Raw genomic sequence first — 22,370 nt, forward strand, 5'->3', positions numbered from 1 at the left:
CGACCCGGTAGATGTAGCGAGCATCCAGGAAGCGGCGCGTGGACACGAGCGAGAGCACGGCGGAAGAGCGGGATCCGGCGCCGGAGGACCACCGGCGGCGCGGCTGGCGGCGCTGGGCCATGGACACCCGCCCGCTGCGCCGCCCCGCCTACCGGCGGCTGTGGAGCTCGACCATCGTCACGGCCGTCGGCAGCCAGCTCACCGCCGTCGCCGTGCCCAAGCAGATCTACGACATCACCGGCTCCTCGGCGTGGGTCGGCGCCGCGAGCCTGGCCGGCCTGGTGCCGCTGATCGTGTTCGCGCTGTGGGGCGGGGCGATCGCCGACAGCATGGACCGGCGCAAGCTGCTGCTGGTCACCAACAGCGGCATCGCCGTGACTTCGCTGCTGTTCTGGCTCCAGGCCTTCACCGGCCTGGAGTCGGTGGCCGCGCTCATGGTGCTGCTCGCGGTGCAGCAGGCCTTCTGGGGCCTGAACGCACCGGCCCGCAACGCCTCCATCGCCCGGCTGGTCCCCGAGGACGAACTGCCCGCGGCCAACGCCCTCGGCTCGACCGTGATGCAGACCGGGCAGGTGGCCGGGCCGCTGCTCGCTGGCGCCCTCATCCCCGTCGTCGGCCTGCCCGAGCTGTACCTCATCGACGCGCTGGCCCTGTGCGTGACGGTGTGGGCGGTGTACCGGCTGCCGTCCTTGCCGCCCCTGGCCGGCACCGCCGTCCGCCGCGCGGGCGTGAAGGAGATCGCCGCCGGCTTCCGCTACATCTCCGGGCACACCGTGCTGCTGCTGTCCTTCCTCGCCGACATCATCGCCATGGTCCTCGGCATGCCCCGGGCCCTGTTCCCGCAGCTCGCCGCCCAGACCTACGCGCCGTACGGCGAGGGGCTCGCGCTGGGTCTGCTGTTCGCGGCGATCCCCATCGGTGCCGTGCTCGGCGGACTGTTCTCCGGCACCTTCTCCCGGGCCCGCCGGCACGGCTGGATGGTCATCGGGGCGGTCGTCGCCTGGGGCGTGGCCATCACGGGCTTCGGACTGAGCAGCAGTCTGTGGGTGGGCGTGGCGTTCCTGGCGGTGGCCGGGGTGGCCGACATGGTGTCGATGGTCTTCCGCGGGGCGATCCTGCTGTCCGCCGCGACCGACGAGATGCGCGGGCGCATGCAGGGCGTCTTCACCGTCGTCGTGGCGGGCGGCCCGCGCCTCGCCGACGTGCTGCACGGCACCGCGGGCTCCGCCTTCGGCCCCAAGGCCGCGGTCGCGGGCGGCGGGCTGCTGGTCGTCGCCGTGATGCTGGCGCTGGCCGCGGCGGTGCCGGCGCTGCGGCGCTACCGCGTCTGACGCCTCACAGGGCGCCTCGCCTGTGCAGGGTGTACTGCTCCATCAGCTTGCCCCGGGTCATCTCCAGGCGGTGCGCGAGCACCTCGGCGACGTTGCGCACCAGCACCAGCCCGAGCTGCGGATCCTCCTCGCACAGCCGCAGCACGGCCGCCGCGTCGAACTCGTAGGCCCGTACGGGACTGAACGCCTGCGCGCCGAAGTCCCAGGTGTACGGCGGGAAGAGCCACGACCAGCCGAGCAGGTCGCCCGCGCCGAGGCTGGCCACGGTCGCCCGCTGGAGGGAGTTCACCTGCTGGTCCAGGGAGACCGCGCCGGAGCGGATGACCCAGAAGCGGTCGGCCGTGCCGCCCGCCTCGAAGATCCGGGCGTCCTCGGGGAAGGACACCTCCCTGGCGAGGGTCATCAGGCGCTGCCGCTGGGGCGGAGGCAGGGCGGTCAGGAGTTTGATCGCTTTGGTCATGACGCGGGGCTCCTCGCCGGGCGGTCGACATCCGGTGCTTTCCCTACGCCCATTTCAGCCGCTGGCGGGGCCCCGGGCACCTCGGCGTGCACAACTTTTCCGGGGCATGAAGAAGCCCTGGCTGGACGGGGGAAACCAGCCAGGGCCGTAAGCAGTGGTGCGGAGGACGGTGGGTCGACTCCGTCACCACGTATGAATGAACCGTAAACCATGCAAGGTGCGTGCGGGCACCCGGGACCGGGTCGCGTGACCCGTTTCACGTCACTCCGCGTCCCCGGCCAGGACCCGGACCGTCTCCAGCTCCGGGTCCGTGGGGTCGGGCAGGTGCATCCCCGCGGCCAGTCCGGTCCGCAGGTACGCCAGGACCGGCTCGGTGAGGCGCTCGCCGGGCAGGACGGCCGGGATGCCGGGGGGATACGGCGTGATCATCTCCGCCGCGACCCGTCCGGCCGCCCGCGCCACCGGCACGTCCTCGGCCGGACCGAAGAACGCGTCCCGGGGCAGTACCGCCTGTTCCATCCGCAGCTCCGCCGGCGACGGCACCTCCACCCGCGGCGCCCGGGGCAGATCCCGCGCGGCCCGCGCGAGGTCCCGCAGCGCCTCCAGCAACTGCCCGGTCGTCTCCCGGTCGTCGCCGTGGGTGATCTGAGCGCCGATGCGGCGGTGGTCCACCAGATGCGCGTCGATGTGCCGGTGCTCGCGCAGCCAGTCCGCCGCCTGGAAGCCCGTGATCCCCAGCCCGGCGAGGTCGACGACGCCGGGCAGCGGGTCGAGGTCGTCGGACAGGCCCGGGCCGCAGAAGTCGTCGCGGTCGTTGACGTGCAGCCCGTCGATCTCCTCGATGGCGGAGCGGACCTCGCCCGCGAGATCCAGCGCGCCGCCCATCAGCTCCTCGCCGTGCAGCGCCATCTGCCGGCGCCAGCCGTCCAGACCCGCGAAGATCAGCACCGAGGGGCTGGTGGTGCCCAGCAGGTCCGCGCGCATCCCCAGCAGCGCCGGCGGGACCAGATCGCCCTGGAGATGGAAGACCGAGCCCTGCTCCAGGCCGCTGCCCATCTTGTGGATGCTGGTCACGCAGATGTCCGCGCCCGCGTCCATCGCCCAGGACGGCAGGTCGGGGTGGAACGGCAGATGCGCGCCCCAGGCCTCGTCCACGATCAGCGGCCGCGAGCGCCGGTGGCACACCTCGGCGACCGCTCGCAGATCCGCGCAGCCGCCGTATGGCGTGGGGCTCGTGACGAGCGCACCCCGCGCGTCCGGGTGGGCCTCGAAGGCCCGGTCGAAGTCCTCGGCGGACGGGGGATGGGCCAGGTGCCGCTCGGCGTCCCACCGCGGCTCCACCCAGACGGGCTCGATACCGGAGATGATCAGCCCCGCCACCACCGACTTGTGGGCGTCACGCCCGATCAGCAGCTTCTCGTGCGGCCCGGCGACCGACAGCATCGCGGCCTTCACCGACAGGGAACTGCCGCACGTGCTGAAGAACGTGTGCTCGGCGTGCACCGCGTCGGCCATCAGCTCCTGGGAGCGCTGCAGTACCCGCCCCCGGGTGAGCCGGTCGTCCAGACCGCCCGAGGCGAGCACATCGCCGTGGAAGACCGCGTCGCCGAGAACCTCCCGGACCGCCGGGTCGGCGCCGCGGGCCTGCTTGTGCCCGGGCGGCGTGAACGACAGGTGCCCCTTGCGGCGGTACTCGTCCAGGGCTTCCAGGACCGGTGCTCGGGTGTGGTCGACTGTCATGCGCACCGGGTTCCCGGCAGGTGCTCGCGCAATCCGCCCGTGCCCGGCACCGGGCACCGGCCGTCCTGGTCAGCCTCCCGCGGCGTGTTTGCCCGGAGTCAGGATCTCGTCCAGCACCCTGAGCACCGCCTCGTAGGACATCTGCCGCACGGTCGCGTCCCTGGCCCCCTTCGGGTCGGAGGCGCCCAGTTCCTCGCTCCTGGTCCGCCACGTCCGCTCCTCGCGCACCGCGCAGGCCCTCGCGCGCTGGATGCGCCGCAGCAGTTCATCGGAATCCACCACATCGGTCATGCACCCCGCGTACCCCGGCGACGCGTGGCGATGGCATCGATTCACAGCCGTCCCGGGCCTCCCAGGGGTCTTTTCGGGCTCTTTTTCCGGCATCGGTGCGGACCGAGGTTTGCAGGTGCGGGGAGAGGTCAGCCGAATGAGAGACCCGCGGCGCGCGCGATGCGCCCGCAAGCCGCGGGTGGTGGAAGGAAACACCGACAGCGGGTCCGTGAGCCCGAGGCGTGCCCGGGCGGGCGGCCACGGTGCGCGGTCCGGACCCGGCTCATGTCCTGACCGAGCAGGGAGCTGAAGGATGTGCGAGGAGCACATGATCGAATCGGTAGGCGGGCCGCCCGGTGCGCGCCGGGCCCGGCCGTGCAAACCCGCCGAGGCACGCCGGGCCGTGGAGCGCGCTGTCGCCGAGCGCTGCCGCACCACCCACACCGCGTGTGACGTGGACGCCCTGTCCGACGCGCTGCTCGTCGCCTCGGAGCTGACGACCAACGCGATCCTGCACGGCGGCGGAGTCACCGACTTCCGGGTCGATGTCGACGGCCCCGGCGTACGGGTCTCCGTGAGCGACCGCAGCGACGAACTGCCGGTGACCGCGCCGCCCACCGATCCGCACGGTCGGCTGCGGCACGGCGGCCACGGCTGGCCCATCGTCTGCCGGCTCTCCCGCGACGTCCGCGTGTCCGACCTGCCCTCCGGCGGCAAGTGCATCACCGCCGTCGTGCCCCTCTCCTGAACGGCCGTTTGCTGGTTCCCGCCAGATTGCACGGCAAAGTGGAGTTTGTTCCACCGGTGGCAGGGCAGTCGCAGTTTCGTGCTTCGGACCGGAGGCGCGCCAGCGGGAGCGGTATGTATGACTGCCCCGGAGGCCCTCCAGGCGATCCGGGCAGCGACCGTCCCGCGGCAAGTCCCTGAAACCATCGTTGTTCAGGAGCGAATCCGCATGCTCATCGATACGCCCACCAACCGTCCCGGCACGCCCGAAACGACCACCACCGCCTCCCGGCGGCGGCACGACGACGCCCCGGACACCGCGGAGCTCTTCGCCCGGCTGGCCGAGCTGGAGGAGGGGCCCGAGCGGGAAGCCGTCCGCGACGAACTCGTCACGCTGTGGCTGCCCATGGCCCACCGCATCGCCGGCCGCTTCCGCGACCGCGGAGAGTCCATCGAGGACCTCCGGCAGGTGGCAGCCCTGGGGCTGGTCAAGGCCATCGACCGGTTCGACCCGAGCCGGGGAGCCTTCGAGAGCTACGCCGTCCCCACCATCACCGGTGAGGTCAAGCGGCACTTCCGGGACCGCATGTGGGCCCTCCGGGTGCCCCGCCGCGTGCAGGAACTGCGCAACAAGGTGCGGGTGGCACGCCGTGAACTCACCCAGAACCCGGGCAGCCCCGAGCCCTCCGTGGCGGACATCGCCGCCCACACCGGCCTGACCGAGGAAGAGGTCAATGCCGGGCTCGAGGCCCTGGAGAGCTTCAGCACGCTGTCGCTGGACGCCGAACTCTCGGCCGACGACGACGGCTACAGCCTCGCGGACACCCTCGGCGCGGCCGACTCGTCCTACGACGTCGTGGTCGACCGCGAGTCCGCCAAGGAAGGCCTGCGCCGCCTGCCGGAACGCGAGCGGGCCATTCTGTACATGCGGTTCTTCGAGGACATGACACAGAGCCGCATCGCCGACCACCTGGGCATCTCCCAGATGCACGTCTCCCGCCTCATCAGCCGCAGCTGCGCCCGCGTGCGCGACGAGGTCCTGGGGCAGCGGACGGGCACCCGCGGCACCGGCGGCACCTCCACGACGGCCTGACCATCCGACCCCCGAGGAGCGACGAACCATGCTGAGGCCCCATCCCGCCGTGCTGCGCCGTCTCGTCGACGAGTACGAGGCACTGGCGGCTGCCGTGCCGGCGAGCGACCCGGCCGCCGTGAGCGCGCGGGCACGCGACCTTGCGTACACGTTGTGCGTGTCCACCGGCACCCGGGACGTCGAGCGTGCCCTGGAGGTCGCTCACCAGTGGCTCGCGACCGCACCCGCACCGGCCCGCGAGACCATCCAACAGACCGTCACCGGGCAGCACGTGCCGACCCCGGAGCCCGCCTGATCCGGGTGTGCGCGTGACATGACGGGGCGCGGCACCCAAGGGGCCCGGCCGACGGCGGCAGCCGTCGGCCGGGCCCTCTCATGTCACGCCACGGGTGACCGGAATCCCCTGGTCCGGCGGCCGGGCCGGGTGTGTGGCGGCCGAGCCGGGGCATCCGGAGTGCCGGGAGGTCCACATGAACACGAGTGCGATGGCACAAGGCGGTCGGATCCGGGCCCGGCGAGTGGCGCGGGGTTCGGTGACCGAGGGGGCGGCACGGGCGGGCCTGGCCGCCCGGGGTGTGATCTATCTGCTCGTCGGGGCCCTGGCGCTGCAGATCGCCTTCGGCGACACGGGTGAGCAGGCCGACCGCGGGGGAGCCCTGGCCGAACTGTCACAGAAGCCGTTCGGCGCGGTGCTGCTCTGGGCGCTGGGCATCGGTCTCGCCGGCATGGCCCTGTGGCGGCTGTCCGAGGTCCTGTTCGGCTCCGTCGGACCGGACGGCCGCAGCGCACGCAAGCGGCTGCTGGCGGCGGCCCGCTTCGTGTTCTACGTCTTCGTCGCCTACTCCGTGCTGTCGTTCGCGGCGGACCGCGGCCGAAGCGGCGGCGGATCCAGCGACCGGCAGTCCCAGGACGCCACCGCCAGGGCCCTGGAGATACCCGCCGGCCAGTGGCTGGTCGGCGCGGCCGGCATCGCGATCGTCGTGGCCGGCGGGTGGATCGGCGTACGGGCGGTGCTCCGCAAGTACCACGACAAGCTCCGGCTCGGCCAGATGAGCCCCCGGACACGGCGGCTGGTGGACGTCACCGGCGTGGCCGGCGGCGCCGCCCGCGGGCTGGTGTTCGCCGTGGCCGGCCTCTTCGCCGTCCGCGCGGCGATCGACTACGAACCGGACCGGGCCAAGGGACTGGACGACACCCTGCGCAGCTTCGCGGACACCCCGCTCGGTCCCTGGCTGCTGGTCTGCGTCGCCGCCGGGCTGGTGCTGTTCGGGGTGTTCTCCTTCGCCATGGCCCGCTGGCGCCGCGTCTGATCCGCGTCATGTGGGGAACACGAAGCGCGCGTCTGATCCGCGTCATGTGGGGAACACGAAGCGCGCGTCTGATCCGCGTCATGTGGGGAACACGAAGCGCGCGTCTGATCCGCGTCATGTGGGGAACACGAAGCGAATGAGCGATTCCGAGATTCCGCATGGCGACGGCCGGCCCGTGGACGTGTACCTGGACCTCCTGCGCATCCGGATGGACACGGAGGACTACCGCCTCCTGATGCGCGTGGTGGAACCGGTCCTCGAGGCGATCGACGAGGAGCGCCTGTCCAGCCTCGACTTCGCACTCGACTCAGGGGCCGACGACGAACTGCCCCAGGAGGTCCGTGACGAGGTGGCCCTCGTCATCGCCACCGCCGTCACCGGCCGCCTGGACAACGAAGTGATCGAACTCGACGTGGACGAGACCGGCCCGGTCAGGATCGTCACGGACGCGTCCACCGCGTCCGACCCGGTCCGCCTCGGCGAGATCGCCGACTACATCAAGGAACGGCACCGGCAGACGGAGGAGCTGCGGGGCATCGCCGAGGTCAGCGGACTGCCCACCGACTTCTGAGCGACGCCGGGCCTCAGGCCCGCGGTTCGGCCACGGGCACGCCCAGCGGGCGGGCGAGACCCACCACCGCCTCGTCCAGCCGCTCCAGATGCCGCAGCACGCGGTCGGTGATGCGGCCGTAGCGCGGTGTGCCGGCGTCGGACCCCAGCAGCGAGGCGATGCTCGGCCCCGTCTCGACCCGCGCGGCGGCGTGCTCGTCCGCGACCCGGGCCGCGATGGTCTCGATGTTGCGCACGGTGCGCCCCGCGGCCCCGCGCAGCCGGGGGTCCGCCGCGATCGACGGATGCGTGGGCAGCAGTTCGGCGGTGGCCGCCAGCGTCCGCGCGTGGTACGCGCATGTCTCCAGCAGCGCCACCACGTACCGGGCGGTATGGCGCCGGGCCCGCAGCGGGGTGACCGGATGGGTCAGCGGCTGCGTGGCGGCCCGCAGGTCGGCCAGCGCCTGGTCCAGATCGCGCGCCTTGTCCAGCAGCTCGTCCGCCGGCCCGCCGCTCAGCTGGCCGACCGCGGCCTCGGTGACGTCGGCCAGCCGCTCCAGAACCGTGCCGAGCAGTTCGTTCGTCCGGCGGTCGGTCCGCACCGGCAGCACCAGCGCCGCCGCGACCACTCCGCAGGCCGCACCCAGCGCTGTCTCCTCCACCCGCAGCAGGAGCACGTCGAGGCTGTAGGTGTGCAGCAGCGTGTACAGCAGCCCCAGCATCGCGGTCACGAAGAACGACATCAGCGTGTACGACAGCGGCGCCACGTAGAACATCGCGAAGATCAGCACCAGGACCAGCGCGAACGCCGTCACGGTGTGCTGCCCGACCAACCCCGCCAGGACGATGCCCGCCACCACGCCGAACACCGTGCCCAGCAGCCGGCGGTAGCCCTTGACCAGGATCTCGCCCGTCGAGGCGGTGTTCAGGAAGACGATCCAGCACGTCAGCACCGCCCAGTACCAGCGCTGCGTGGACAGCAGCTCGCCGCCCACGATGGCCAGCGCCGACCCGACGGCCACCTGCACGGCCGCGCGGGTGGTGGGCCGCCGCAGTCCCGTCTCTTCCTCCTCCGACGGTTCCTCGACGCTGTCGATCGCGGCGTCCTCCGCGTCCAGCTCCTCGCGGGAGCGGGCCGTCGCGGGCGTGTCGTCGGACTCGTCCTGCGGGCCGTCCAGCGCGATCCGCAGCCCCAGCACCGAGCGCGCGGCCTCACCGATGCCCCGGAACACGTCCTGGACGGCGGCGGGGGCGGACGGCAGGTTCTCCTCGTCCCGGTAGCCGAGGAGCCGGTTGCGCACATGGGCCAGGGCGGTCCCCGTATCGCCGCTTCCGGCGCGCAGCACGAGGGTGCGCAGCGCCTGGAGGTCGCGGCGGAGCGTGGCGGTGGCCTCGTCCGGCACGGCCAGCTGCCCCACCGACGGCGCGGGCGCGCCCGGCAGGTGCAGCGTGAGCGTGTCGGCCCGTTCGGCGCTGCGGGCGGTCAGCAGCAGCAGGCCGAGCCGCTCGGCGGCGATCTCGGCGTCCGCGATCCGGCGCTGCACGAGCCGCGCCGCCGACTCGTCGGGCGTGCCTTCCTCCAGCCGCGCCTGGATCATCATCGCCGTTTCGTGCAGCGCCGCGGTGCCCTCGCGCACCGCGTCCAGGGCCTTGTCCATCTCGTCCGCGCCGGCGTCGAGAAGGTCGAGCTGCGCGGACACCAGCTGGGCCAGCCGGGCACGGAAGGCCAGCCGCAGCCGCAGCAGCACGCCCGCGGGGGTCGCGGGTACGACCGCGAAGCGCAGCAGGGCACTGGAGCAGAACGCCAGGGCGATGGCACCGCACAGCGTGGGCAGCGAGGACACCTCGGCGCCGACGAACAGGGACAGGAAGTAGACCTGGAAGCCGATCAGGCCGAGCGCGGTGCCCCGGTCGCCGAACCGGCGGCCGTAGACCGCGCAGAAGATCAGGACGACGAAGAAGACGTCACCGGCGTAGAGGCGCGCGTTGAGCACCGCGCCCAGCGAGACGGACGCCAGCGCCACCGGAAGGCCCAGCGCCAGCGTCACGGCCTGCGCGCCGGGCTGCTTCTCCCGGATGGCGAAGGTGGCGACCATCGCCGCCATGGCCCCCGCCACCAGGAGATGCACATCGGCCCGCAGCAGGGCGAGCACGGCCAGGGTGAGGGCGATGGCGCCGACCGTCCGCAGCCCGGCCGTCAGGCGCAGCAGCCCCGGGTCGGACGCGGCGATCCGGTCCCGCAGTCGTGCCCGCACCGAGCGTCCCGCTGCCCTCACGCCGCCGCACTCTCTCCCGACTCACCACACCAAGATCCGCACCTCAGCATGACATGCCACGAGCGGACGGTCCCCTCCAGCCCCGTCCTACTCCTGCCGACTGGTTCCCTCGACGTGGGCCCGCACCTGTTCCGGCGTCAGATAGGCGTCGGTGTACTCGAAGTCCTTCAGCCTCGCGGCCTTGCGGGCCTGGAACCCGGTCCGGACGAAGTCGTCGCCGGCGACCGCGTTGAGGAGCCAGTTCGTCATCACCCGGGTCTTGGCGACGTTGGTGCGCAGCGCCGACCAGTGGTAGCCGCGTGCCACGGCCTGGGCGGGCAGGCCGCGCAGCTCGATGCCCAGCGGCTTGGAGACCGCGTCGGTGCCGCCGAGGTCGACGACGAGCCCCAGGTCCTTGTGGACGTACGGCCGCATCGGCCCGCCCCGCAGCGACGCGATGACGTTGTCGGCGACGTGCCGGCCCTGCCGCAGGGCGTGCTGCGCCGTGGGCGGGCACATCGCCCCGTCCCCCTTGGCCAGGTCGGGCACGGCGGCCGAGTCGCCGAGCGCGAACACCCCGTCGTTGCCCGGCAGGTTCATCTCGGGGGCGACCGCGAGCCGCCCCTTGACGGTCTCCGCGCCCAGCGTCGCGATGAGGGGACTGGCGACGACCCCGGCCGTCCAGATGAGCGTGCGGGTCGGGATCACCCGCCCGTCGGTGAAGGTGACCTCCTCCGGGCCGGCCTTCGCGATGGAGGTGCCCAGGGAGATCTCGATGCCCCGCCGGCGCAGGATCTCCTGCGCGCTGCTGCCGAGCTTGTCGCCGAGCTCCGGCATCAGCTTCGGCGCGATGTCGATCAGATGCCACTTGATCAGGCCCGGGTCCAGCCGCGGATAGCGCTTCACGGCGGCGTGCGTCAGCCGCTGCAGGCACGCCGCGGTCTCGGTGCCCGCGTAGCCGCCGCCGACCACCACGAACTGCAGCCGTGAGGCCCGCTCCACCGGGTCCTGGCTCGCGTCGGCCAGATCCAGCTGGGAGATGACGTGGTCACGGATGTACGCGGCCTCGGCGAGCGTCTTCATCCCGAACGCGTGGTCCGTCAGCCCCGGGATGTCGAAGGTGCGGGTGATGCTGCCGGGGGCCAGCACGATGTAGTCGTAAGGCTCGTTGACGATCTGGTCGGTGATCGTGCGGATGACGCAGACCTTGGACTTCAGATCGACGCCGATGGCTCCGCCCGGAATGATCCGCGTGCGGTACTTCTTGCTGCGGCGCAACGAGACGGCGATCGACTGCGGCGTCAGCACGCCGGAGGCGACCTGGGGGAGCAGCGGCAGGTAGAGCTGGTAGGCGAACGGCGTCACCAGCGTGACGTCGGCCTCGTCCGGGGAGAGTTTCCGTTCCAGGCGGCGGACGCACTCCACGCCGGCGAAGCCTGCGCCAACCACCAGGATCCTGGGTCGTGTCACGGTGTTCATCCCTTTCTGCGGCTCCAGGCGGTCTGCCTCGAACGCCTATCGACTGCCCCTGGATCGCTGGTTCGCACCCCATTGATCCCACCGCGTGTCCGACCGGCACGCCAGTCGGACGCGGCAGGCAGACGAACGCGTCGATCACCACCATGCCCGCCCCGTGGCCGAAAAGCACCAGGCCGGCGTGAAGAACACGTGCACACCCGACCGGCCGGGCCCGACGTCAGGGCGCGGCGTCTCCCTGGAGGTGGCACAGCAGCAGACACACGTCGTCGTCGCGCTCGGAATCGCTCAGCAGCGGATGCAGGATCCGGTCCGCCGAGCCCTCCAGATCCGCGTCCAGCTCCGCCGAACGGAACCCGCCGAGCGCCGAGGCCAGCCGCTCGATGCCCGGGTCTATGCCCTGCGCGCGCCGTTCGACCAGCCCGTCCGTGTACAGCGCGAGCGTCGACCCGGGCGAAAGACGCACCGTGTGGTCGCCGATCTCCTGGGTGAGGGGGATGCCCAGCATGGCGCCGGGTTTGGCGTCGAGCGTGCGCACGGTTCCGTCGGGCAGCCGCAGCACCGGCGGCGGATGGCCCGCGGCGGCCCAGGTCAGCGTGGGCTCGTCCGGGTGCAACCGGGCGATGACGGCGGTGGCGTACAGGTCCGGCTGGAGATGGTGCAGGAACCGGTGCAGCCGGGTCAGCAGCCGGCCCGGGCTGTCGCCGTCGACGGCGTACGCCCGCAGGGCGGTGCGCAGCTGGCTCATCATGACGGCCGCGTGCAGACCGTGCCCGGTCACGTCGCCGACGACGGTGATGAGACCGCCGTCCCGCTGCGGGAACGCGTCGTACCAGTCACCGCCGATGTTCAGCCCGTGGGTGGCGGGCAGATAGCGCGCGGCCAGGCTGAGGCCCGGCGTGGCCGGCAGGTCCGTGAGCAGGGCGCGTTGCAGCGTCTCGGCGATGTCGCGGTTGTGCTCGAAGCGCCGGGCGTTGTCGATCGCGATGCTGGCCCGCCGGGTGAGCTCGATCAGCATCACCGCGTCGTCCGGGTCCCAGCGCGCACCGGGCGGCGACAGGGTCAGCACCCCCAGCGGGGCCCGGCGCGTCGGCAGCGGAACGCACAGCAGCGGCCGTGTGGGATCCAGCGCGGACGGCGGCTGGTCGTCGACGCCGGGCAGGCCGCCGGGATGGTCCGCGGCGTACTGCGGCCGACCGGTCCGGGCCGCGACCACGGCGGCGGCCGGATGCGGCGCCGACCGGTGCTCGTCGTCCTCGTGGTCGAACAGCCAGACGTCGACGCTGCGGGCGTACTCCGGCACCAGCAGGTCCGGCAGCCGGCGCACGATCTCCTCGTGGTTCAGCGAGGCCGTCAGCACGGCGCTGGCGTCCGCGAGGAAGGTCAGTCTGCGGCGGGCGCTCTCCGCCTCGTTGCGTGCGCTGCGCTCGGCGGCGAAGGCCTCGCGCTGGGCCCGGCTGGCCGCGTCCAGCTCGGCGTGCAGCGCCAGGACGCCCTGGTTCGTCTGGTGCAGCTCCTCGCGGTGGAAGGCGACCAGATCCTCCTGCTCGCTGAGCTTGTCCAACACCACGGCCGTGTCCTCGTCGGCGCCGAGCAGCGCCTCCGCGAGGGCCGCGGCATCGTCCTCGACGGCGCCGCTCTCCGTGGTGCGGGCCGCCTCGGGGCAGGGGACCGTGACCTCCCACGGCGGCTCCCCGGCGGCGGCCGACGCGTCCGGCGACGGCGTCACCACGGCGTGCAGCAGCCCCTCCTCGGCGGGGGACCCGGCCATGTCCAGGGTGAGCAGCCAGGTGCCGCCCTTGGTGAGGCACTGCCGAAGATGGGCGCTGAGGGCGGCGGCCAGCCTGGTCCGTTCGACGGTGGGCACACCGTATGCCGCGGCCAGGCGCGCGAGGGCGATGCGGGCGCGTGCCGCATCGGTGACGGTGGTGATCTGCCAAGTGCGCATCATGGGCGTTCCGGCGGGGTCGGAGTCAGCACGGCCACGGCGGTGTCGTCCCGCACCGGACGGGCGGGACTGCTCGCGTCACGTATCGCCACGGCGGCCGTCACGGCCGGGTCGGCCGCGGGCAGACCGGCGTCGGACGGCGGCGTCCAGCGGCTGGGCAGGCCGTCGGTGTGCAGGACCAGCAGCCGGTCGGCCGCCCACTCGGCCTCCTCCTCGCGGAGGGTGGCGGGCCGGTGCACGCCGACGATTCCGGGCCGCGACAGCAGCGGACGCCAGGTGCCGTCCGCGCGCAGCCGCGCCCCCACGTTCCCGATGCCGGCGAACCGCAGCCGCCCGGCCCGCACGTCGAGCTGGGCCAGGGCGACGGCCGCGCCCCGGGTGCCCTTCAGCGCGTCGTGGAGCCGCCGCAGCGACTCGGCGGGCGTGAGATGAGCCCAGCGGTGCAGCGCCGTGACCGCGGCGGACGAGGCCCGGGCCGCCTCCGGGCCGTGCCCCAGGCCGTCCGCCAGCATCAGCGTCAGCCGGTCCCCGGAACGCACCCACGCCCAGGCGTCACCCGAGTACTCGGCTCCGCCGTAGGGGATGTTCACGCCCCCGGCGCGCACGCCGGCGACCGGCGCGGACCGCTCGCCCGACGGGCCGGGGCGCCCTTCAGGATCCGGTGCGCCCGGGCCCGGCATCTCGCCGTTCCGAACGGCGGAGACCGGCTGGGGGCCCGGTTCTTTCCCGAGGACACCACTCTCCCCGGGCACGCCGCCGGCCTGTACCGGAAAGCCCGGCGCACCGCCGGGCACCGCCCCGTGCCCCGTCAGGGCGCCGCACGCCACGGCTCCCACCGGCGCGTGGCCGACCGGTGAGGCACCGCCCGGCCACCAGTCGCCGGCACGGGACCCGCCCTCGGACCACGCCGGGGCGCCGGGAACCGCCGCGCCCTCCGCCGGACCCCGGCCGCCCGACACCGAGTCGGCCCCCACCTGCCCGGCCGGACCGCCGCCACCGCGGGGTGTGGTGCCCAAGCGGGCCACCGCGACCGTGCCGCGGCCGGGCGTGCTGTGCAGGGCGAAGTCGTCGGCGAGCCGCTGACAGGTACCGAGGCCCGCGCCGAGCGAGCCGGTCGTGGAGAAACCGTCGCGCAGGGCCGCGGGCAGGTCCGCGATGCCCGGGCCGTGGTCGATCGTGGCGATCTGCACGACCCGGGACCGAGTACCGCCCTCCCGTGGCGCGGGCGGTGCCACGACGTCGATGAGCACCTGACCGACCCCGGCGTGCTTGAGCAGATTCGTGGCGAGCTCGGTCGCGACCAGCGCGGCGGCCGCGGTGCGCCGCTCGTCGAGACCGGCCAGCGCGGCCGCGCTCTCCGCGGCTACCCGCGCGTCGCGCACCCGCGTCGAGTCGCGCACCGGGACGTCCCACACGCGCGGCATCAGACCTCCTCGCGCGGACGCGGCGGCTGGGCCGCCCAGCACGTCACCCGCACGGTGGTGCCGTCGCCCGGCGTGCTGTCGATCTCGAAATCGTGCACCAGGCGCCGCGCGCCGCTCAGTCCCATGCCCAGTCCATCGCCGGAGGTGTAGCCGTCGCTGAGCGCCTGGTCCAGGTCGGCGATGCCCGGCCCCTCGTCCGTGAAGGCCAGCCGGAGCCCCTGCACACCGCCGCTGCTGATGTGCGTCGCCTCCATCTGTCCGCCACCGCCGTGCACGAGGGTGTTGCGGGCCAGCTCGCTGGCCGCCGTGACCAGCTTGGTCTGCTCCACCAGGCCGAAGCCGAGCCGGGCCGCGGCCTGCCGCACGTGCTGTCGCACCCACACCAGGTCCATGTCGGACCGGATGGGCAAGCAGGCCTCCACGCCCGCGGCAGTGTGCATCACGGACTCTCCTGACGCGGGCCGCCCGGACGATACGCCGGGGTCTGCTGCGAGAGGAGTTCCATGCCCGCCTCGGTGCTGAGCGCCGTCCTCAGCCCGGGCAGGGTCAGGCCCAGTTCCGCCAGGGTGATGGCGACCGCCGGGCGCATGCCGGCCACCACGGTCCGCGCGGCCAGCAGCTTGGCCTGCGCCGCGATCTCGGCCAGCACCCGCCCGAGGAAGGAGTCGACGATCTCCACACCGGAGATGTCGATGAGGACACCGCGCACCCCGGTACGGGAGATGGTCTCCGCGAGATCCTGCTGGAGCTGCTGCGCCGTGCTGTCGTGCAGGTCCCCCTGGAGCGTCACCAGCAGGACGTCGCCGAGCCGGAGGACCGGCACGTGGCCCGTGACGGGACGGGAGTACGCGTCGCTCACCGCTGACCCGCACCCGGGTTCACGATGTCCGCGCCGAGCTCGTGCAGCGCGTACCTCAGCGCGTCGGAGAGGCTGGCGCGAGTGATCACGTCCAGGTCCAGGCCGAGATGGACGATGGTCTGCGCGATCGCGGGGCGGATGCCCGAGACGATGCACTGGGCGCCCATCAGCCGCGCCGCGGCGACCGTCTTCATCAGGTGCTGCGCCACCAGCGAGTCCACCGTCGGCACACCGGTGATGTCGAGGATCGCGAACCGGGCGTGCTGGTCCACGACGGCGTTCAGCAGCGTCTCCATCACCACCTGGCTGCGGGCACTGTCCAGCGTCCCGATCAGCGGCACGGCCACGACGCCGTCCCACAGCCGGATGACGGGCGTCGCCACCTCCATCAGCTGGAGCCGCTGCCGGTCGCTGAGCGCCTGCCACTCACTCAGCGCCGTCTGCATGGCGACCAGCCGCAGGGTGCCCATCAGCACCGTCAGCGCCGTCGAACACGCCCGCAGGTGCTCGGGCGGTGCCTGCTCCAGATCGGCGGCCAGCAGGTTCTCCACGGGCGGCCGCAGGGCGGCCAGCTCGCTGGAGACCTGGGTGTTCGACAGGCCGGCACGCGAGCGGGCCGCGCCCATCCGGGCCAGCTGCTCACGCACCCCGCTGAATCCCGCCGCGTCCGGGTCCTCCACCTGGTCCGAGTCGGCCACCTGGGCCAGCGCGTCCACGACGACCTTTCCCGCCTCCACCGCCTCGTCGCGCGAGACGGTGAACACGGTGCGGAACAGGGGCTCGTCCGCCCACCGCTGGGCGATCTGCTCACGCCTGCGGTGCAGGAAGTCCCTGACCTCGTGCGTCGGCGTGGCGAGCTGTCCGTCCGCTTCGTGCTCCGGCACCTGGTTCTCTCCTCATCCGCGTTGCGTCGACCGAGCCCGCCTCAAGGCAACGGGACGGTGCTGTGACACTTGCCGGGCGACAACTCTAACCATGCGCCGACCTCGTACGACACCGGATCCGGCGCAACCCGTCCGGTTGTGGGGAACGGCAATTGGCCATGCCCCACCGGCGCGCGGAGGACGAACCGCCGTCCGGGCAGAGCGGAGCGAGGGCACCGGGCCCGCCCACGGGGTGCCCGAGGGGCACCCGGCCCGTCAGGCGCTCTGTGCCCCCGGCTCCTCGGGGGTCTCCGGCACCTCGTCGGCGCGGGCCAGAGCCTCCTCGACGCTCTCCGATATCGGCACCGTGATGCTGACGCCCGTCAGGTCGAGCACCCGCCGCACGGCCGGTGTCGGGCTGATGACGTGCACGCTGCCGGCGGTCTTGCGGGTCTCCTGGTACACCCGCAGGATGATGTTCATCCCGGACGAGTCCATGAAGGGGACCGACGAGAGGTCGAGCAGGAAGTGCCGTCGGCCGTGGTGGAGTTGGTTGGCCAGATGGGCCTGGAACTCGGTCGCGGTGTCGACGTCCAGATAGCCGTCGACCGTGATCAGGGCCACGTCCTCCCGGGGCAGTTCGACCTCCACGGACAGCGGGTTCTGGGCGAGGGGCACGGGTACCTCCAACAAGTGCTACGGCCTGGGCAGGTCACCTCTGCGGATGACCGCGGTGCGGGGCGATGTCGGTCGTGGTGCGGGCTCTGCTGCCGTTTTTCATGTGCCTCCCTTCGCCACCGGGCTCCCTTTTCCACCGCGCCCCCGCGATTACCCCGGAAACCGCACCCCATGCCCCCGGGGGACGAACCTTGCCGAAGTCCGCCGCCGGCGACGTACGGTGGCAGGTGTGTGCACCCGAATGCGCTTGCGGCAGGAGGGTAATTGCTGCTGTGGAGCGGGGTGGGCGGAAACCTCCGCCGGGCTCCGCGATCCGCACACCGTCAGGGAGGATGGAGCAGCGTGACCATCGACAGAATCTGGTCGTACGCGCCGGACAGCGGTCACGCCGAGGGGCAGGACCTGAGCGGGTTCACCGTCGCCGCGACCGACGGCACGATCGGGCACGTGGACCGTGAGGCCGCCCCGCACGGCATGCGGCACCTGGTCGTCGACACCGGCGTCTGGGTGTTCGGCCGCAGCGTCCTGGTGCCGGCCGGAGTCGTCACCGCCATCGACACGCAGGGCCGGAGGATCACACTCGCCTGCACCAGGGGAGACGCCAAGGCGGCGCCCCGCTTCCAGACCGACAGCGAGACCCGGGACCGGGAGTACCTCACGGCCGTGGGCGACTACTACGACCGGCTGCCACCGCGTACGACGGCCTCGGCCTGAGACCTGAGCCTCGGACCCGGTCACGGGCGCGCCGCGCCCGGGCCCGGATCCGGGCTCACCAGGGCAGGAAGACGTGCACGTCCTTGCCGCGCTCGTCGCTCACCACGCTGACCTGGTCGCACAGCGTGTGGATCAGATGCCAGCCGATGCCGCCGCCCCCGCTGCGCGGATCGAACGGTCGCGGCGCCGGCTCCGTCGAGCTGGTGTCGTGCAGGACCACGTGCACCCCGTCGAAGGTCCGGCGCATCCGCAGCGCGAACGGACCCGGGGCGTACTGCACCGCGTTGGCGGCCAGTTCCGTCACCACCAACAGGATGTCGTCCCAGTACTCGGGGGCAGAGGGCGGCGAGGAGCGTGACAGATCACGCAGGAACTCCTCCGCGGCCAGCCGCGCTCCTGTCACGTCGTGCGGCTCGCCCACGAAGCTGTTCGTGCGGCTCGGAATCTCCTCGGAGGTCAGTGCGTCATCCCCACGCGGCTCGGTTGACATATCGCCTTTCCGGCCCGGCGTCAGCAAGGGCTGTCGTCAGGGCTGTCGTCCTTTCTCTTGCGTCGCCACTGTTGCGTGTTCCCGAGGGGGCGAGGCCTACGCGTCCGGCTCCCGCTCAACGGAACACGTTGTCCGAGTCGTCCCAGTTCGACGGTTCGTCCTGGGTGCTCGGCCGCCCGGGACGCCTGCGCGACTGGTACATCGCGTCGATCTCGGACGCGTAGTGCCGCACGATCTCGTCCCGGCACAGCTTCATCGAGGGCGTCAGCAGCCCGTTGGACACGTCGAACGGCTCGGGCAGGACCCGGAACACCCGGATCGACTCCGACCGCGACACGGAGCTGTTGGCCGCGGCCACGGCACGCGCCACCTCCTCCCGCAGCGCGTTCTCCTCCCGTGCCTCGCGCATCTCGCCCTGAAGCGCCAGCGCCGCCCGCCAGTGCGCCAGGAACTCCGGGTCCAGCGTGATCAGGGCGCCGACACAGGGCTGGTTGTCGCCCACGACCACCGCCTGGTGAATGAGCGGGTGCATCCGCAGCCGCTGCTCCAGGGCCGCCGGGGCGACGCTCTTGCCGCTGCTGGTGATGATGATGTCCTTCTTGCGGCCGGTGATCGTCAGATAGCCCTCCGAGTCCAGGTGACCGAGATCCCCGGTGGCCAGCCAGCCGCCGCGCAGCGCGGCCCGGGTGGCGGCCTCGTCACCCACGTACCCCTGGAACACCGACGGGCCGCGCACCAGGATCTCCCCGTCCTCGGCCACCCGGATCTCCGTGCCCGGCAGGGCCTGCCCGACGGTCCCGGACTTCTCCCGGCCCAGCGGCTGCATCGTCACCCCGCCGCCGGTCTCCGTCAGGCCGTACCCGTCGTGCACGTAGACACCGATGCCCTCGTAGAAGAGCGACAGATCGCGGCTGAGGGGAGAGCCGCCGGACGTCGCCCGCCGCACCCGGCCGCCCAGCGCGGCCCGCAGCCTGCGGTACACCGTGCGCTCGTACAGGGCGTGCTGGAGCCGCAGATCGAAGCCGGGCCCGCGCCCCCGGCCCAGCCGCTGGCGTTCCAGGGCCGCGGCGAAGTCCCGCGCCGTCTCGGCGGCCCGCTCGAAGAGACCGCCGTGGCCGCCCTGCTGGGCCGTGCGCAGGAAGTTCTTGTAGATCTTCTCGAAGACCGACGGGACCGCGTAGAAGTACGTGGGCCGGAAGGAGCGCAGCGCCGACGACAGCGCCTCCCCGCCCAGGTCGGCCTGGTGACCCATGAGCAGGCCGCCGCGCACGCACAGGCCCTGGATCATCAGCCCGTACACATGGGAGAAGGGCAGGAACGCCAGGACGGAGCCCTGCTCCCCGGGGGGTGCCGCCGTGTGCCCCCAGCCCGTCAGCAGCGTGTCGCAGGGGGCGGCCAGGTTGCGATGGCTGAGGGCGCAGCCCATGGCGTGGCCGGAGGTGCCCGAGGTGTAGGCGATGACCGCCGTGGAGTCCGGCAGCACGATGCGGCGCATCGAGTCGACCGTGGCGAGCGGGACGAACTCCCCGCGCGCCGCCAGATCCTCCAGCGCGCCCGCGTCCAGCTGCCAGACGTGGCGCAGCAGCGGCAACGACGCGCACACCGAGCCGACGGTCATGACGCCCTGCTCGTCCTCCACGACCACGGCCACACACCGGGCGTCCCGCAGGATCCACTCCACCTGGTCGCGCGACGACGTCGGGTAGACCGGGACGACCTCGGCACCGACGGCCCACAGCGCGTAGCACAGGACCGTCCACTCGTACCGGGTGCGCGCCATGATCGCCACGCGGTGTCCCGGCGCGATCCCGGAGGCGATCAGTCCCTTGGCGACGTCCACCATCTGGTCGCGCAGCTCGATCGCCGACACCTCCTCCCAGGAGGCGGCGGCCGGGTCGGCGCGGCGGGCGAGCATCGGCCGGGTGGGTTCGCGGTCCGCCGTCTCGAAGACGCTGTCGGCGAGCCCGCCGGTCAGCGGCGAGACGGCCGGTGGAGCGAGGGCGAGGTCGCGCATGCACTGCTCCTGACGGGTACGGGGCGTGACATTGCCGACGGGTAGCGTCATCGGCGGGGCTCGAATGTAGTCGAGCCGGGGCCCTCGGGGGTCGTGAAATACGGAAGTCGTCCCGCTGATGATCTCGGCGTGATCGGGGGACCCGGACGGCATGAGTCACATCAGTCCCGATCCCGAACCCGAACGCAGCTCCGGCCTGGAACCGGGCGGCGGCGTACCGCCCGGGGAGACCCCGCCCGCGGAGAGCAGCCTGCCCGAGGCGGGGCCCCGGGAGACGCACAACCCGCCCAAGGGCTGGTCCAAGGCACCGATGGCCGTGATCCTGATCCTCGTGGTGCTGATCGCGGCGTTCTTCCTGGCCTACGCCCTCGCTCTGATCCTCTGAGCCCGCCTCCGGAAGAAGTCCTCCGGGCCCGTCTCCCGAAAGGCGGGACGCCTCACGCCTGTGTGTGCCGGACGCACTCGGTGACGACGTCCCGCAGGTTCCCCGTGCGCTCCATCACCGCGCGCTGCACCTGTGCGCCGTTGCCGTCCCGCAGCAGCTCCTCGCAGGCGGCCCGGGCCCGCTCCAGGTCACCGGTGTCCGCGAGGGCCTCCTCGACATGGTCCAGCAGGGCACGCACGACCGCCTCGGCGGGCAGGCGCCGCATGGTCGCGGGGTTCAGCAGCTCGCCCGAAAGACCGGACCGGGCGGCCAGCCAGTCGGCCAGCCGCAGCAGGCTGACACTGTGGCCGAGCGGTTCCCGGCCGGCCCGCCACTCGCGCGCGGCGGTCTCGACCAGCCCGCGCACGAGCGTGGCGACCAGCGCTGCCGTGCCGGAGTGCAGACAGACGTCCGACACCCGGATCTCCACCGTCGGATACCGCTGGGACAGCCGCGCGTCGAAGTAGATCATCCCGTCGTCGAGGAGGGCGCCCGTGGCCACCATGTCCGCGATGAGACGGTGGTACCGCTCGGCCGAGCCGAAGATCTCGGTAGGGCCGGCCGACGGCCAGCGCAGCCACACCCGGCTGCGGTAGCTGCTGTACCCCGTGTCCTTGCCCTGCCAGAACGGCGAGTTCGCACTGAGCGCCGTCAGGACCTGGAGCCAGGGCCGCACCCGGTCGATGACCGCGACGCCCTCCTCGTCGGACTCGACGGACACGTGCACATGGCAGCCCAGGACGAGCTGCTCCCGGGTGGCGATGCCGTACTGATCGGCCATCCACTGATACCGGCGGTTGACGCCGATCGCGGGACTGACCGGCAGCGGAGAGGTGGCGAGCGCCGCGACCGTGCAGCCGATCTCCCCGGCGTGCCGGGCCGCCTCCTTGCGGCAGCGGACGATCTCCGCGCGCAGGCTCTCCATGGACGACTGCGGATGGGTGGCGAACTCCAGCATCTGCTCGTGGAGTTCCTTCTCGAAGACGTCCTGATCCGCGTCGTCCTGCGCGGCCCGGGCGAGCACCGCCGCGGACATCGCCCGCGGTTCCCCGGTCTCCGGGTCGACCAGGAGGAGCTCCTCCTCCACTCCGACGGTGCGCACCCTGTTGCCCGCCCTTCCGTGACCCTGCAGCGTCGACCACCGGGCGTTCTCCCGGTGGTACGACACCCAGTGCCCCTCAGATGCGGTTCGGACACCTGGTGCGGCGGCCGGACTTCACGGAGCGAACGGCGTCAGCCACACGGTGGCCAGCGGCGGCAGCGTGATCCGGACACAGCCGTCCTCCGGTTTGACCGGATCCGGGTTGGTGACGCCGCTGCCGCCGTAACGCGGGTCGTCGGTGTTCAGGATCTCCTGCCAGGCGACGGCGTCGCCCGGGACCCAGAGGCCGTAGTCGTGCCGGACGACCGGGGAGAAGTTCGACACCGCCAGCAGCGCCCCGCCCTCGGCGTCGTACCGCAGGAACGCGAAGACGTTGTCGTCTGCCGAGTCCACCGCCACCCACCGGAAGCCCTCCGGACGGGTGTCGCACTGCCACAGCGCCGGCGTCGCCCGGTACGCCGTGTTCAGGTCACGGACCAGATCCCGCACGCCCCGGTGGTCGCCCGCCGAGTGGTAGCCGTCGTCGAGCAGCCACCACTCCGGCCCCTGCTCCACCGACCACTCGGCGCCCTGCGCGAACTCCTGCCCCATGAACAGCAGCTGCTTGCCCGGGTGGCTCCACATGAAGCCGAGGTAGGCGCGGA

At 72.7% G+C, this 22,370-nt stretch carries 23 protein-coding genes; 8 read left to right on the forward strand and 15 right to left on the reverse strand.

All coding sequences use genetic code 11. The annotated features are described in order from the left end of the window. The first annotated feature begins 38 nt into the window (after positions 1 to 38). A complete protein-coding gene (locus tag GTY47_RS14500) occupies positions 39 to 1,331 on the forward strand; it encodes an MFS transporter (protein WP_010033237.1) in 1,293 nt (430 codons plus the stop codon). 4 nt (positions 1,332 to 1,335) lie between these two features. Here the strand turns inward: GTY47_RS14500 and GTY47_RS14505 are convergent, their stop codons facing one another. The 3 genes from GTY47_RS14505 to GTY47_RS14515 form a co-directional block, all read right to left on the reverse strand. Continuing rightward, positions 1,336 to 1,791, reverse strand: a complete 456-nt coding sequence (locus GTY47_RS14505; RefSeq protein WP_010033238.1) for a cyclic nucleotide-binding domain-containing protein — start codon at positions 1,789 to 1,791, stop codon at positions 1,336 to 1,338. 261 nt (positions 1,792 to 2,052) lie between these two features. Then, the gene (locus tag GTY47_RS14510; protein WP_010033239.1) at positions 2,053 to 3,531 is read right to left on the reverse strand and encodes an ornithine decarboxylase; all 1,479 of its coding nucleotides are present in this window, start codon (positions 3,529 to 3,531) and stop codon (positions 2,053 to 2,055) included. A gap of 69 nt (positions 3,532 to 3,600) precedes the next feature. Then, positions 3,601 to 3,822 (reverse strand): hypothetical protein, encoded by a 222-nt coding sequence (locus GTY47_RS14515; RefSeq protein WP_010033240.1) that lies wholly within the window; start codon positions 3,820 to 3,822, stop codon positions 3,601 to 3,603. Between the two features lie 292 nt (positions 3,823 to 4,114). Here GTY47_RS14515 and GTY47_RS14520 point away from each other — a divergent pair, with 292 nt between their 5' ends. The 5 genes from GTY47_RS14520 (at position 4,115) to GTY47_RS14540 (ending at position 7,501) form a co-directional block, all read left to right on the forward strand. Continuing rightward, positions 4,115 to 4,549, forward strand: a complete 435-nt coding sequence (locus GTY47_RS14520; RefSeq protein ID WP_029180718.1) for an ATP-binding protein — start codon at positions 4,115 to 4,117, stop codon at positions 4,547 to 4,549. Positions 4,550 to 4,756: 207 nt separating this feature from the next. Further along, a complete protein-coding gene (locus GTY47_RS14525) occupies positions 4,757 to 5,620 on the forward strand; it encodes a SigB/SigF/SigG family RNA polymerase sigma factor (protein ID WP_010033244.1) in 864 nt (287 codons plus the stop codon). Positions 5,621 to 5,648: 28 nt separating this feature from the next. Further along, positions 5,649 to 5,915, forward strand: coding sequence for a DUF5133 domain-containing protein (locus GTY47_RS14530; protein ID WP_010033246.1), 267 nt, complete (start codon positions 5,649 to 5,651; stop codon positions 5,913 to 5,915). 175 nt (positions 5,916 to 6,090) lie between these two features. Next, positions 6,091 to 6,930 carry a DUF1206 domain-containing protein gene (locus GTY47_RS14535; protein WP_029180719.1) on the forward strand — a complete coding sequence of 280 codons (840 nt, stop codon included), beginning with the start codon at positions 6,091 to 6,093 and terminating at the stop codon, positions 6,928 to 6,930. Positions 6,931 to 7,066: 136 nt separating this feature from the next. Next, entirely contained in the window at positions 7,067 to 7,501 is a 435-nt protein-coding gene (locus GTY47_RS14540; protein ID WP_010033248.1) for a hypothetical protein, read from the forward strand. A 13-nt stretch (positions 7,502 to 7,514) separates the two neighbouring features. On the opposite strand, the gene GTY47_RS14545 is transcribed toward GTY47_RS14540, so the two are convergent. The 8 genes from GTY47_RS14545 to GTY47_RS14585 all read right to left on the reverse strand — a co-directional run bounded on the left by GTY47_RS14545 (position 7,515) and on the right by GTY47_RS14585 (position 16,982). After that, positions 7,515 to 9,755 carry an FUSC family protein gene (locus tag GTY47_RS14545; RefSeq protein WP_029180720.1) on the reverse strand — a complete coding sequence of 747 codons (2,241 nt, stop codon included), beginning with the start codon at positions 9,753 to 9,755 and terminating at the stop codon, positions 7,515 to 7,517. An 87-nt stretch (positions 9,756 to 9,842) separates the two neighbouring features. Continuing rightward, on the reverse strand, positions 9,843 to 11,213 hold the full coding sequence (locus GTY47_RS14550) for an NAD(P)/FAD-dependent oxidoreductase (RefSeq protein ID WP_010033251.1): 1,371 nt from the start codon (positions 11,211 to 11,213) through the stop codon (positions 9,843 to 9,845). A gap of 217 nt (positions 11,214 to 11,430) precedes the next feature. Then, positions 11,431 to 13,161: a SpoIIE family protein phosphatase gene (locus tag GTY47_RS14555; protein ID WP_029180721.1), complete on the reverse strand. Its 1,731-nt coding sequence runs from the start codon at positions 13,159 to 13,161 to the stop codon at positions 11,431 to 11,433. Next, the gene (locus tag GTY47_RS40865) at positions 13,158 to 14,582 is read right to left on the reverse strand and encodes an ATP-binding SpoIIE family protein phosphatase (RefSeq protein ID WP_010033255.1); all 1,425 of its coding nucleotides are present in this window, start codon (positions 14,580 to 14,582) and stop codon (positions 13,158 to 13,160) included. Before GTY47_RS40865 ends, GTY47_RS14555 begins: the two co-directional genes overlap by 4 nt. Next, entirely contained in the window at positions 14,582 to 15,022 is a 441-nt protein-coding gene (locus tag GTY47_RS14570) for an anti-sigma regulatory factor (protein ID WP_010033256.1), read from the reverse strand. Before GTY47_RS14570 ends, GTY47_RS40865 begins: the two co-directional genes overlap by 1 nt. After that, positions 15,022 to 15,441, reverse strand: a complete 420-nt coding sequence (locus GTY47_RS14575) for an STAS domain-containing protein (RefSeq protein WP_010033262.1) — start codon at positions 15,439 to 15,441, stop codon at positions 15,022 to 15,024. Before GTY47_RS14575 ends, GTY47_RS14570 begins: the two co-directional genes overlap by 1 nt. Further along, positions 15,438 to 16,325: an STAS domain-containing protein gene (locus tag GTY47_RS14580; protein ID WP_010033264.1), complete on the reverse strand. Its 888-nt coding sequence runs from the start codon at positions 16,323 to 16,325 to the stop codon at positions 15,438 to 15,440. The genes GTY47_RS14575 and GTY47_RS14580 overlap by 4 nt, the downstream gene beginning before the upstream one ends. Positions 16,326 to 16,580: 255 nt before the next feature. Beyond that, on the reverse strand, positions 16,581 to 16,982 hold the full coding sequence (locus GTY47_RS14585) for an STAS domain-containing protein (protein WP_010033266.1): 402 nt from the start codon (positions 16,980 to 16,982) through the stop codon (positions 16,581 to 16,583). A 342-nt stretch (positions 16,983 to 17,324) separates the two neighbouring features. Here GTY47_RS14585 and GTY47_RS14590 point away from each other — a divergent pair, with 342 nt between their 5' ends. Then, positions 17,325 to 17,696: a hypothetical protein gene (locus GTY47_RS14590; protein ID WP_010033267.1), complete on the forward strand. Its 372-nt coding sequence runs from the start codon at positions 17,325 to 17,327 to the stop codon at positions 17,694 to 17,696. A 55-nt stretch (positions 17,697 to 17,751) separates the two neighbouring features. On the opposite strand, the gene GTY47_RS14595 is transcribed toward GTY47_RS14590, so the two are convergent. Together GTY47_RS14595 and GTY47_RS14600 are read right to left on the reverse strand one after the other, a co-directional pair. Continuing rightward, a complete protein-coding gene (locus tag GTY47_RS14595; protein ID WP_010033269.1) occupies positions 17,752 to 18,186 on the reverse strand; it encodes an ATP-binding protein in 435 nt (144 codons plus the stop codon). A gap of 115 nt (positions 18,187 to 18,301) precedes the next feature. Continuing rightward, positions 18,302 to 20,200, reverse strand: coding sequence for an AMP-dependent synthetase/ligase (locus GTY47_RS14600; RefSeq protein ID WP_010033272.1), 1,899 nt, complete (start codon positions 20,198 to 20,200; stop codon positions 18,302 to 18,304). Between the two features lie 151 nt (positions 20,201 to 20,351). Between GTY47_RS14600 and GTY47_RS14605 the strand changes: the two genes are divergently transcribed. Further along, positions 20,352 to 20,585 carry a DUF6480 family protein gene (locus GTY47_RS14605; RefSeq protein WP_010033276.1) on the forward strand — a complete coding sequence of 78 codons (234 nt, stop codon included), beginning with the start codon at positions 20,352 to 20,354 and terminating at the stop codon, positions 20,583 to 20,585. A 52-nt stretch (positions 20,586 to 20,637) separates the two neighbouring features. Here GTY47_RS14605 and GTY47_RS14610 read toward each other — a convergent pair whose 3' ends face one another. Beyond that, a complete protein-coding gene (locus tag GTY47_RS14610; protein WP_010033277.1) occupies positions 20,638 to 21,726 on the reverse strand; it encodes a glutamate--cysteine ligase in 1,089 nt (362 codons plus the stop codon). 114 nt (positions 21,727 to 21,840) lie between these two features. Continuing rightward, a partial coding sequence (locus tag GTY47_RS14615) for an alpha amylase C-terminal domain-containing protein (protein WP_010033280.1) occupies positions 21,841 to 22,370 on the reverse strand: 530 nt, incomplete at its 5' end.

The sequence above is a fragment of the Streptomyces sp. SID5464 genome, from assembly GCF_009862985.1.
Classification (GTDB): Bacteria; Actinomycetota; Actinomycetes; order Streptomycetales; family Streptomycetaceae; genus Streptomyces; species Streptomyces chartreusis_D.

Excerpts from the sequence above, each read along its gene's own strand:
- GTY47_RS14600 (WP_010033272.1), bottom strand. The coding sequence starts at position 20,200 with ATGCGCGACCTCGCCCTCGCTCCACCGGCCGTCTCGCCGCTGACCGGC.
- GTY47_RS14570 (WP_010033256.1), bottom strand. The coding sequence starts at position 15,022 with ATGCACACTGCCGCGGGCGTGGAGGCCTGCTTGCCCATCCGGTCCGAC.
- GTY47_RS14605 (WP_010033276.1), top strand. The coding sequence starts at position 20,352 with ATGAGTCACATCAGTCCCGATCCCGAACCCGAACGCAGCTCCGGCCTG.
- GTY47_RS40865 (WP_010033255.1), bottom strand. The coding sequence starts at position 14,582 with ATGCCGCGCGTGTGGGACGTCCCGGTGCGCGACTCGACGCGGGTGCGC.
- GTY47_RS14550 (WP_010033251.1), bottom strand. The coding sequence starts at position 11,213 with ATGAACACCGTGACACGACCCAGGATCCTGGTGGTTGGCGCAGGCTTC.
- GTY47_RS14595 (WP_010033269.1), bottom strand. The coding sequence starts at position 18,186 with ATGTCAACCGAGCCGCGTGGGGATGACGCACTGACCTCCGAGGAGATT.
- GTY47_RS14555 (WP_029180721.1), bottom strand. The coding sequence starts at position 13,161 with ATGATGCGCACTTGGCAGATCACCACCGTCACCGATGCGGCACGCGCC.
- GTY47_RS14505 (WP_010033238.1), bottom strand. The coding sequence starts at position 1,791 with ATGACCAAAGCGATCAAACTCCTGACCGCCCTGCCTCCGCCCCAGCGG.
- GTY47_RS14510 (WP_010033239.1), bottom strand. The coding sequence starts at position 3,531 with ATGACAGTCGACCACACCCGAGCACCGGTCCTGGAAGCCCTGGACGAG.
- GTY47_RS14535 (WP_029180719.1), top strand. The coding sequence starts at position 6,091 with ATGAACACGAGTGCGATGGCACAAGGCGGTCGGATCCGGGCCCGGCGA.
- GTY47_RS14525 (WP_010033244.1), top strand. The coding sequence starts at position 4,757 with ATGCTCATCGATACGCCCACCAACCGTCCCGGCACGCCCGAAACGACC.
- GTY47_RS14520 (WP_029180718.1), top strand. The coding sequence starts at position 4,115 with ATGTGCGAGGAGCACATGATCGAATCGGTAGGCGGGCCGCCCGGTGCG.
- GTY47_RS14540 (WP_010033248.1), top strand. The coding sequence starts at position 7,067 with ATGAGCGATTCCGAGATTCCGCATGGCGACGGCCGGCCCGTGGACGTG.
- GTY47_RS14530 (WP_010033246.1), top strand. The coding sequence starts at position 5,649 with ATGCTGAGGCCCCATCCCGCCGTGCTGCGCCGTCTCGTCGACGAGTAC.
- GTY47_RS14515 (WP_010033240.1), bottom strand. The coding sequence starts at position 3,822 with ATGACCGATGTGGTGGATTCCGATGAACTGCTGCGGCGCATCCAGCGC.